Source organism: Mycolicibacterium boenickei, assembly GCF_010731295.1.
Lineage (GTDB): Bacteria > Actinomycetota > Actinomycetes > Mycobacteriales > Mycobacteriaceae > Mycobacterium > Mycobacterium boenickei.
Map to the genome: position 1 here is coordinate 1,653,226 of NZ_AP022579.1, position 10,212 is coordinate 1,663,437.

The 10,212-nt window shown below is 65.3% G+C and carries 10 protein-coding genes; 4 read left to right on the plus strand and 6 right to left on the minus strand.

Translation table 11 applies throughout. The features are described from left to right. Window positions 1-24: 24 nt before the first annotated feature. Window positions 25-963 (plus strand): aromatic alcohol reductase, encoded by a 939-nt coding sequence (locus G6N57_RS07710; RefSeq protein ID WP_077739942.1) that lies wholly within the window; start codon window positions 25-27, stop codon window positions 961-963. A gap of 19 nt (window positions 964-982) precedes the next feature. On the opposite strand, the gene G6N57_RS07715 is transcribed toward G6N57_RS07710, so the two are convergent. Together G6N57_RS07715 and G6N57_RS07720 are read right to left on the minus strand one after the other, a co-directional pair. Further along, entirely contained in the window at window positions 983-3,880 is a 2,898-nt protein-coding gene (locus tag G6N57_RS07715; RefSeq protein ID WP_077739943.1) for an MMPL/RND family transporter, read from the minus strand. Further along, complete coding sequence (locus tag G6N57_RS07720) at window positions 3,877-4,323, minus strand: MmpS family transport accessory protein (protein ID WP_077739944.1); 447 nt, start codon at window positions 4,321-4,323, stop codon at window positions 3,877-3,879. Before G6N57_RS07720 ends, G6N57_RS07715 begins: the two co-directional genes overlap by 4 nt. 149 nt (window positions 4,324-4,472) lie before the next feature. Between G6N57_RS07720 and G6N57_RS07725 the strand changes: the two genes are divergently transcribed. After that, a complete protein-coding gene (locus G6N57_RS07725; protein ID WP_077739945.1) occupies window positions 4,473-5,075 on the plus strand; it encodes a TetR/AcrR family transcriptional regulator in 603 nt (200 codons plus the stop codon). Between the two features lie 15 nt (window positions 5,076-5,090). On the opposite strand, the gene G6N57_RS07730 is transcribed toward G6N57_RS07725, so the two are convergent. Both G6N57_RS07730 and G6N57_RS07735 read right to left on the minus strand, forming a co-directional pair. Further along, window positions 5,091-5,384 (minus strand): DUF3618 domain-containing protein, encoded by a 294-nt coding sequence (locus tag G6N57_RS07730; RefSeq protein WP_077739946.1) that lies wholly within the window; start codon window positions 5,382-5,384, stop codon window positions 5,091-5,093. Continuing rightward, on the minus strand, window positions 5,371-5,781 hold the full coding sequence (locus G6N57_RS07735) for a phage holin family protein (protein ID WP_064882151.1): 411 nt from the start codon (window positions 5,779-5,781) through the stop codon (window positions 5,371-5,373). The genes G6N57_RS07730 and G6N57_RS07735 overlap by 14 nt, the downstream gene beginning before the upstream one ends. A gap of 167 nt (window positions 5,782-5,948) precedes the next feature. On the opposite strand from G6N57_RS07735, the gene G6N57_RS07740 reads away from it, so the two are divergent. After that, the gene (locus tag G6N57_RS07740; RefSeq protein ID WP_174814463.1) at window positions 5,949-6,221 is read left to right on the plus strand and encodes a DUF4235 domain-containing protein; all 273 of its coding nucleotides are present in this window, start codon (window positions 5,949-5,951) and stop codon (window positions 6,219-6,221) included. 43 nt (window positions 6,222-6,264) lie between these two features. Here the strand turns inward: G6N57_RS07740 and G6N57_RS07745 are convergent, their stop codons facing one another. Then, window positions 6,265-6,897 (minus strand): DUF1361 domain-containing protein, encoded by a 633-nt coding sequence (locus tag G6N57_RS07745; RefSeq protein ID WP_077739947.1) that lies wholly within the window; start codon window positions 6,895-6,897, stop codon window positions 6,265-6,267. A 99-nt stretch (window positions 6,898-6,996) separates the two neighbouring features. Beyond that, the gene (locus G6N57_RS07750) at window positions 6,997-8,832 is read right to left on the minus strand and encodes an acyl-CoA dehydrogenase (protein WP_036446511.1); all 1,836 of its coding nucleotides are present in this window, start codon (window positions 8,830-8,832) and stop codon (window positions 6,997-6,999) included. Between the two features lie 235 nt (window positions 8,833-9,067). Between G6N57_RS07750 and G6N57_RS07755 the strand changes: the two genes are divergently transcribed. After that, on the plus strand, window positions 9,068-10,147 hold the full coding sequence (locus G6N57_RS07755) for an NAD(P)H-dependent amine dehydrogenase family protein (protein ID WP_077741827.1): 1,080 nt from the start codon (window positions 9,068-9,070) through the stop codon (window positions 10,145-10,147). The last annotated feature ends 65 nt before the right edge of the window (window positions 10,148-10,212 follow it).

Sequence of the window (10,212 nt, forward strand, 5' to 3'; positions counted from 1 at the left end):
ATCACCACAGAAACGGAGTCCGCAGTGCCTGCAGCACCATCAACGGCAGACGGTCCGAGCATTCTCGTCATCGGTACCGGCGAACTCGGTGCCAGTGTGTTGGCCGCCCTCACCTCTCATCTCACGAGTCATCCCGGCGTCGCAAGCATCGCGGTCCTGCTGCGGCCACCGGCAGCAGGTGCCGGCGAGAGCGGCGACGCTCGCAGCAGAGAACTCAGCAAGGCCGGCATCTCCATCGAGTATGCCGATGTCGCGACTGCGCCGGTGGTCCAGCTCGCGGCCATCATGGGCCGCTACCACACCGTCATCAGCTGTGTTGGTTTCGCGGCCGGGCCGGGCACACAACGCAAACTCGCGGAGTCGGCGCTCGCGGCAGGGGTATCGCGGTTCTTCCCATGGCAGTTCGGGGTCGACTACGACGAGATAGGCCGCGGTAGCGCACAGCCGCTGTTCGACGAGCAGCTCGATGTGCGCGACCTGCTGCGCGGCCAGCACGCCACGGAGTGGGTCATCATCTCCACCGGCATGTTCACCAGTTTCCTGTTCGAACCCGAGTTCGCCGTCGTGGACCTGGCTGCCAACACCGTGCATGCGCTGGGAAGTTGGGACAACCAAGTCACCCTCACCACGCCCGAGGACATCGGTGTGCTCACCGCCGACATCGTCTTCGCCGAACCCCGTATTCGCGACACTGTCGTCTATCTCGCGGGGGACACCATCAGCTACCGGGAGCTCGCCGACATCGTCGACCGGGTGCGGGCAACCTCGACCACTCGCACCCTGTGGACCACCGACTTCCTGGCCGACGAACTACGGCAGGATCCCGAGGACACGATGAGGAGGTACCGGGCAGTGTTCGCCCGTACCAAGGGTGTTGCCTGGCCGAAGAACCAGTCGTACAACGCTGTTCGCGGTATCAGGACCACGACCGCCGAGGAATGGGCGCGAGCGAACCTCGGGTGACACCGGCACACCCCGGAGACTAATTCGACGTTGTCGGCTCCGGCTCCTTGTCGAGCAGTTCGCGAACCGAGGTGCGGGTTCCGTACGGGCGCAACATGCGACTGGCCGGACGGGGCCGCACGATCTGAGGCCACCAGAACCACCGGCCGAGCAGCGCCGCGATGGACGGTGTCATGAACGACCGCACGATCAAGGTGTCGAAGAGCAGGCCGAGGCCGATCGTGGTGCCGATCTGTCCCAGGACGATGAGGTCGCTGAAGATGAACGAGGACATGGTGGCCGCGAACACCAGGCCGGCTGCGGTCACCACGCGGCCGGTGCCTGCCATGGCGCGGATGACACCGGTCTTGAGTCCGGCACCGATCTCTTCCTGGAACCGGGATATCAACAGCAGGTTGTAGTCGGCGCCCACCGCCAGCAGCAGGATGATGGCCAGTGCCAGCACGATCCAGTACAGCTGGATGCCGAAGATGTACTGCCACACCAGGACCGACAGGCCGAACGATGCTCCCAGCGAGAGCACGACGGTCCCGACGATGACCATCGCCGCGACCAGGCTGCGGGTGATGAACATCATGATGAGCAGGATGAGGCTGATCGCGGCCAGTGCGGCGATGAGCAGGTCGTATTTGGCGCCGTCCTGGATGTCCTTGTACGCCGAGGCGGTTCCGGCCACGTAGATCTTGGCGTCTGACAGGGGAGTGGCCTTGATCGCGTCGAACGCGGAGTCCTTGATCGCGTCGATATGTGAGATGCCCTCGGGCGTAGCGGGAGTGCCCTCATGCGTGATGATCATGCGGGCGGCCTTGCCGTCGGGCGACAGGAACAGCTTGAGGCCACGTTTGAAGTCGGGGTTGTCGAAGGCCTCTGGCGGCAGATAGAACGAGTCGTCGTTCTTGGCCGAGTCGAACGCCTGCCCCATCGCGGTCGAATTCTCCAGGGCTTCCTGGGATTGCGAGTTGGTTCCGGCGGTGGTGGCGTAGTTGGACAGGGTGAGGTCGCGGTTGCGCTCCTGGATGGCGATCTGCGGTGGGAGCAGCGCCACGAGTTGAGGCTGCAGCGCATCGAGTTTGTCCAAGCTCGCGGTGATCTCCCCGAACTGATCGCTGAGCTTGTCGATGCCGTCGAGAGCGTCGAACACCGACCTCAGCGCCGCGCACATGGGGATGTCGAAACAGTGCGGTTCCCAGTAGAAGTAGTTGCGCAGCGGGCGGAACTGATCGTCGAAGTTGGCGATCTTGTCGCGAAGGTCGTTCACGATCGCGACGGTGTCGTGGAAGGCCTGGGTCTGCTCATGCGTGGCCGCAGCGCTCGCCTGCTGCAGCGCCACTTGCTTTTTCAGGATGTTGATCGTGTTCGAGAGCTCGTTGGCCTGCTTGAGCAGATCGGCCGCGCGGTCCTGCTGATAGCCCAGGTTCATGATCTGGCTGGCGCTTTGTGCGCTGATCTGAAATGGGATGGAGCTGTGCTTGATCGGCGTGCCAAGGGGTCGGGTGATCGACTGGACCAGGGCGATGCCTCGGGTGTGCAGAACGGCCTTGGCGACGCGTTCGAGCACCAGCATGTCCGCGGGGTTGCGCATGTCGTGATCGGTTTCGATCATCAGCAGCTCGGGGTTCAGCCGGGCTTCCGAGAAGTGGCGGGTGGCGGCGGTGTAGCCGATGTTGGCCGGGGCCGATTCCGGTAGGTAGGGACGGCCGTCGTAGCTGGTCTTGTAGCCAGGCAGGGCGAGCAGGCCGACGAGCGCGATCAGGCACGACACCACCAGGATGGGGCCGGGCCACCGCACGATCGCGGTACCGATACGGCGCCAGCGCGGTGCTCGTGGGTTGCGTTTGGGCTCGAAGAGTCCGAACCGGCTGCCGATGGTCAGCACCGCGGGACCCAGTGTCAGCGCGGCCACCAGCGTCACGAGCACACCGATGGCGGCGGGTACACCCAGGGTCTGGAAGTAGGGCAGCCGGGTGAAATGCAGGCACGCCACGGCTCCGGCGATGGTCAGCCCCGAGCCGACGATGACGTGCACGGTGCCACGAAACATGTCGTGATAGGCGGCTTCTCGGTCCATGCCACGGCTACGTGCTTCGTGATAGCGGCCGACGATGAAGATGCCGTAGTCCGTGCCCGCGGCGATCGCCAACAGCGTCAGCAGATTCGTCGAATACGTGGACAGACCGATGACCCCGGAGTGCGCGAGGGCGGCGACGACACCTCGAGCGGCCGCCAGCTCGATGAGGACGGTGACGAGCATGAGCAGCATCGTGATGAAGGATCGGTAGACGACCAGCAGCATCACCGCGATGACCAAGAACGTGAGGAGCGTGACCTTTTCGGTGCCCTCGCTGCCGACCTCGAAGTTGTCGGTGATGAGCGGAGCGGCGCCGGTGACGTAGGCCTTGACCCCGGGCGGCGGCGGGACGCTCGCCACGATGTCGCGGATGGCGTCGACGGATTGGTTGGACAACGCCTCACCCTGGTTGCCGGCCAGATACACCTGCACCAGAGCGGCTTTGCCGTCCTTGCTCTGCGACCCGCCGGCGGTGAGCGGATCACCCCAGAAGTCCTGAATGTGCTCGACGTGCTTGGTGTCCTCGGCGAGCCGCTTCACCAGGGTGTCGTAGTAGCGGTGGGCATCGTCGCCGAGAGGCTGATCGCCTTCGAGCACGATCATGGCGGCGCTGTCGGAGTTGAACTCGTCGAAGACCTGTCCGATGTGTCGCATTGCCATGGTCGACGGCGCGTCGGGGGCGTTGAGCCCTACCGAGCGGGCCGCACCGACGACTTCGAGCTGTGGCACAAGGATGTTCGTCAGCGCGGCGATGGCGACCCACACGAGCACGATGGGTACGGCGAGTGCGCGGATGGTGCGCGCCGTCCTGGATCCGTCCACTGTGTCCTCGGTGTGCTGCCCGCTCATGCTGACTTGTCCAAGCAGGCGATGTAACCGTTCACGTTGCTGGTGGTCCTTTCGTCCTTGACCACGCCGTTGACGGTGATGCGGCACCCGATGGATTCGCCGTCTCCTTGTGCCCGGAGATCGGCGAACATGGTCGGGTCGTCCGTGACCAGGGTTTGTGACCAGGGCAAGGTCGTGTCCTCGACCCGCTGGGGCTGGGCGTTGATGTCCAGATAGTTGATGGTGGCGACCGACCCCGGCGATCCGAACACTTCGAACAGAACCCGTTTGGGGTTGTATCCGGTGTTCTCCAGGGTGTCGGCGCTGGGCCGGGAGACTTCGTTGTCGGAACCGAATATCCCGTGCAGCCGGCTGACGGTGAAGGCGACGACGGCCACCACGAGTACGGCCACGATCACCGTCCAGCGTCGCCTGACCAGGCTTCCTACCGAGATCCCCTGCATCTCAGAGCCTTTCGACAACGGCGCACGCCCACCGGGAGGCGAGAGTCTTCGGCCGTCTACAGCTTCTGAACGGTACCGTACGGTACTATCCTGGACGGGGCAAGGCCTACGGACAGTTCGCCGCCCCGCTCACGGAAAGGTTTTCCCGCGTGGTTCCCGCTTCGACGCACGATGTTTCACCGCCGGCCCCGGCGTCGCAGTGGACCGAGCGCGAGGCTGAGTTGTTGGCGGTGACCCTGCGCCTGTTGCAGCAGCATGGGTACGACCGGCTGACAGTGGAAGCCGTGGCGACCGAGGCGAAGTCCAGCAAGGCCACGATCTACCGGCGCTGGCCGTCGAAGACCGAGCTCGTGCTGGCGGCTTTCATCGAGGGCACTCGGGTTCAGCTGGTGCCGCCACGCACCGGCTCGTTGCGTACCGATCTGCTGAGTATCGGGGCTTCGGTGTGTGCCCAGGCGCGCGAGCACGGCAGCACCATGAGCGCGATCATGTCCGAGGTGGCGCACAGTCCGGAGCTGAGTGCCGCCCTGCAGAGCCAATTCGTGCTGCAGCGCAAGAAACTGATGGCTGACGTTCTCGCGGAGGCGGTGGAGCGCGGCGAGATCGATGCCGCTGCGATCCACGACGAGCTGTGGGACGTGATGCCGGGATATCTGGTGTTCCGGTCCTTGATACCGGGCCGCCCGCCTACTGAGGCGACGGTTCGCGCCCTCGTCGACGACGTCCTGATGCCGAGTCTGACCCGGTTCTGAACCGCGGGGACACGGTCAGCGCCGGCGCCACCACACGAGCAGTCCCACTGCCGTGAGGACGGCGAGCACAACGGCTACCGGAACCGCCGGTTTGGACCTCGCGGCCTCGGTCGCCGCGTGGGTCCGGTCGACGACGGCTTCCTTGGTCTCGACTGCCTTGTCCTGTACCCGGCCTTTGACGTCGAGTTTGTCCGACAGTGCAGCCACTGTCTCGCCCAGCTCGCCGCGCGTCTTGTCGATATCGGACTGCAGTTCGTCGATGCCGGCGTCCGGCCCTGGTTCGGGCGGAAGGCGATCAGCGGTGGCCATGTCGTGCCTCCTTGAGTTCGTCGAGATCCTGCTTGACGCTGTCGACCGATTGGCTCGCCGGCGGCGGTACCTGTTTGGCTTGGCTGCGGCTGACCAGTGCGGCCACCCCGGCGCCGAGGAACAGCACCGCGGCGACGATGAGCGCGGCCGCCCATACCGGCAGGGCCAGCGCGATCGCCGCCACTGCGGCAGCGACGACCGTCATCAGACCCAGCACCGCAAGCAGGCCGGCAGCGCTGATCAGCCCGGCGCCAAGTCCGGCGTGCCGCGCGGACTCCTGGAATTCGCGTTGCGCCAATCGCAACTCGTCGCGTACCAGCCGCGTCGTCTGCTGCTGTAATTGACCGAGGAGCTCGGCCGTGGACGCTTCGTTGATGGTTTTGGGTTCGGTAGTCATCGTTGGGCCTTTCCCCAGGCGTACTACTTCTCCCATGGCTGTGCCCGACGCGGGACCGGGCAAAACCTCATATGCCGGCAGAGGTCGTTAGAACCGGTCGGTTCGGGGTATCCGCACTGTCAGCCCGGAAGCCGTCCATTCGGGCAGTGGAGGATGCGAGGAGAACCGTGAGCCGACTCTCGAAGGTGCTGTACATGCCGCTGTCGATGGCGACGAGTGTGAGCGGGGGCCTGTTGGCCGGCGCGTTGTTCACCCAGATCTGGAAGCGCATCGACCAGCCCAACCTGGAACCGCCCGACCCCAAGGATCTCGAACGGTCCACCGCAAAGGCGCTGACGGCTGCAGCCCTTCAGGGCTTGGTATTCGGCCTGGTCCGAGCTGCCGTCGACCGGGCGGGGGCCAAGGGCTACCGGGCCCTGGCCCATGAATCGCCGGTCTGAGCCGCACCGCCAAACCTGCGTGGCAGTCAGAAACTGATGTGTATCAACGCAATCCGCGTATCGCCCAGATCGTCAGATAGGCGAGCCCGAAGAACGCCGCGACCGCTATCGCCACGCCTGTCGATTGCACATAGGACAGCGGTGAGCGCATCCAGTCGAACGTCGCCGCGACCACAGCGTCGGGCCGGGTGACCAGGTCCCAGGAGTTCCAGCGCTGGAACCGGCCGATGACGACCCCGACCGCGCACAGCGCAACGGACAGCACGACGGCGAGCCAGCCCCAGAAGGCGCCGAACTCGTCGTCCAGCCGCTGATGCACCAGCAGCAGCGACACCACGCCCAGCAGAATCCCGGTCCAGGCGGCGAACCCGTACTGCAGCACGTGGCGCCACAGCTCGTAGCCTTCGCCGAGGTGAACCAGGTCGGTCACCAGATACGGGGCGTTCGGCAGGAACGCCAGCCAGCCTGCGCCCAGCGGCAAGAGCCACAGCCGGCGCTCGACCAGATCGAACGCGATCGCGAAGACCATCGGAATCCAGGCCAGCACCAGGTTCCACACCAGGAACTTGGTCGGGTACGACATCGGGGCGGCCGGATCGGTGATCCCCAGTGCGAGGGTCAGCGCTGTCGTCGCCATCAGCGAGACGACCAGCAGGATGCCGCGGGCTTCGGTCATGGGGTCCAGTCTGCCTGTCCCTCACCGAATCCCGACGAGCAGACGCAAAAACCCCCAATTCCATTCGGAAAAGGGGGTTTTGCGTCTGCTCGCGCAGGTTTAGAACGCGGCCTCGTCGAGCTCCATCACCTCGTTGTCGATGGTCTCGATGACCTGACGGGTGCTGGTGAGCAGCGGCAGCATGTTCTTCGCGAAGAACGATGCGGCAGCGATCTTGCCCTCGAGGTAGGTGCGGTCCTCGCCGGTGGCGCCGGCGTCGAGCTTCTCGATCGCAACCGCGGCCTGGCGGGCCAGCAGCCAGCCGAGCAGCAGGTCGCCGACCGACAGCAGGAAGCGGACCGAACCCAGACCCACCTTGTAGATGCTGGCGGCATCTTCCTGCGCGGCCATCAGGTAGCCGGTCAGGCTGGCGGCCATGCCCTGGACATCGGCCAGCGCGGTGCCGAGCAGCTCACGCTCGGTCTTCAGGCGGCCGTTGCCGGTCTCGTTCTTGATGAACTGCTCGATCTCACCGGCCACGAACGCCAGCGCCTGGCCCTTGTCGCGGACGATCTTGCGGAAGAAGAAGTCCTGCGCCTGGATGGCGGTGGTGCCCTCGTACAGCGAGTCGATCTTGGCGTCGCGGATGTACTGCTCGATCGGGTAGTCCTGCAGGAAGCCGGAACCGCCCAGGGTCTGCAGGCTCTCGGTCAGCTTGGCGTAGGCCTGCTCCGAGCCGAAGCCCTTGACCACCGGCAGCAGCAGGTCGTTGACCTTGTGCGCGAGCTCGGGCTCGACACCGTGCAGAGCCTTGGCGACGTCCTTGTCCTGGAAGGTCGCGGTGTACAGGTACAGCGCGCGCATGCCCTCGGCGTAGGACTTCTGGGTCATCAGGCTGCGACGCACATCGGGGTGGTGCGTGATGGTGACGCGCGGGGCGGTCTTGTCCATCATCTGGGTCAGGTCGGCACCCTGCACGCGCTCCTTGGCGTACTCGAGAGCGTTGAGGTAGCCGGTCGACAGGGTCGCGATGGCCTTGGTGCCCACCATCATTCGGGCCTGCTCGATGACGTCGAACATCTGCGCGATGCCGTTGTGCACCTCGCCGACCAGCCAGCCGACGGCAGGCTTGTCGTGCTGGCCGAAGGTCAGCTCACAGGTGGCCGAAACCTTCAGGCCCATCTTGTGCTCGACGTTGGTGACGTACACGCCGTTGCGCTCGCCCAGCTCGCCGGTCTCGAAGTCGAAGAGGAACTTCGGTACGAAGAACAGCGACAGACCCTTGGTGCCCGGGCCTGCGCCCTCGGGGCGGGCCAGCACCAGGTGGAAGATGTTCTCGAACAGGTCATCGGAGTCGGCGGAGGTGATGAACCGCTTCACGCCGTCGATGTGCCAGGAGCCGTCCTCCTGCTTGACGGCCTTGGTGCGGCCGGCGCCGACGTCCGAACCGGCATCGGGCTCGGTGAGCACCATGGTGGCGCCCCAGCCGCGCTCGGAGGCGAGGACAGCCCACTTCTTCTGCTCTTCAGTGGCGTTGTCGTAGAAGATCTGCGCGAAGGCGGCACCGCCGGCGTACATCCACACGGCGGGGTTGGCGCCGAGGATGTGCTCGTTGAGGGCCCACAGCAGCGCCTTGGGGGCGGGCACGCCGCCGAGCTCCTCGTAGAGGCCGACCTTGTCCCAGCCGCCGTCGATCGCAGCGCGCACCGACTTCTTGAAGGACTCGGGCAGCGCGACGGTGTGGGTCTTGGGATCGAACACCGGCGGGTTGCGGTCGCCGTCGGCGAACGACTCGGCGATGGGTCCCTCGGCCAGGCGAGCCATCTCGTTGAGCATCTCGCGGGCCGTATCGGCGTCCAGGTCGGCGTAGTCGCCTGCCCCGAGGGCCTTGTCCAGCCCGAAGACGTCGAACAGGTTAAAGACCTGGTCACGGACATTGCTCTTGTAGTGGCTCACTTTTCCTCCTTGTGAGAATGCCACCTGAGGTTGGGTACTCCGGATAAGTTACCCACCAGTAACTGCGGCCAACTATACCGTTCAGTAACTTCAACGCAAAGAAACTCTGAGCAATTTCTGATAGCTAACCAACCCAGCGGTTGATCGAGCTTTGTACTTCGCTGCGGAAACCGTTCTGACCAGCAGTTTAGTCATTATGTGACGATCCTCACGAATACGCCATTAGGGTATGCGGATGCGTCGAATTGCGGTGTGGGGTACGGGGAACATGGGTGCGACGGCCATCAGGTCGGCCACCGCGTTCCCGGGCCTGGAACTGGTTGCAGTCATCACGTCATCCGAGGACAAGGCTGGTCGCGATGCCGCGACGTTTGCCAAGCTCGACGGCCTCACCGGGGTCAGCGCCACCACAGACGTGGACGCGGCGCTCGCCCGGTGCGATGCCGTCGCCTACATGTCCTCCGGCGATATCCGACCGGAGGAGGCGCTCGCCGAGATCGAGCGGTGCCTGCGCGCGGGCAAACAGGTGGTGACGCCGTCGCTGTATTCCCTCTACGACCCGGCGTCGGCTCCGGCCGAGTGGGTCGAACGGCTCACCGACGCCGCGGTCGCCGGCAACTCCGCACTTCTGGTCAGCGGCGTCGACCCGGGGTGGGGCAATGACGCCCTGGCGGTGATCGCGGCCGGACTGTGTACCCGCATCCGCAGCATCCGGTGTCAGGAGATCTTCGATTACTCCACTTACAACCAGCCGCATTCGGTGCGAGTGCTGTGTGGGTTCGGCGGGTCGATGGACGAGACCCCGATGATGTTGCTGCCGTCCATCCCCAGCATGGTGTGGGGCGGCAACGTGCGGCTGATCGGCCGCGGTCTCGGCCTGGAGATCGACGACATCACCGAGACCGTGGAACGGCTGCCGCTGACCGAGGCGGTCGACAACGTCATGGGCCGGTTCGAGGCCGGCACGCAGGGTGCGTTCCGCCTCCAGGTCATCGGATGGGCCGACGGCGTCGAGCGGGTCATCATCGAACACATCACCCGTATCGATCCGGCCTGCGCGCCGGACTGGCCCCAGCCCGACGAGGGCGTCGGCGACCACCGGGTGATCATCGACGGCGATCCGCAGCTGAGCATCGTGGTGCGCGCCGACGTTCCCGGCGGGACCCGCGCAGACGGCGGCAACACCACCGCGGCCAACCGCCTGCTCGGCGCGATCGACTGGCTGGCCACCCAGAAGCCCGGCATCTACGACGGGCTCGACGTGCCGCTGCACCCGCCGCTGCCGCCCGAGGTCGAGGCCACCCGCTGGATCTGACGTTCTTACGGCCAAGAAAGCCGAGTGGCCAGTTATCACACGCGAAGCGCGAAAAGGTGTGTCAC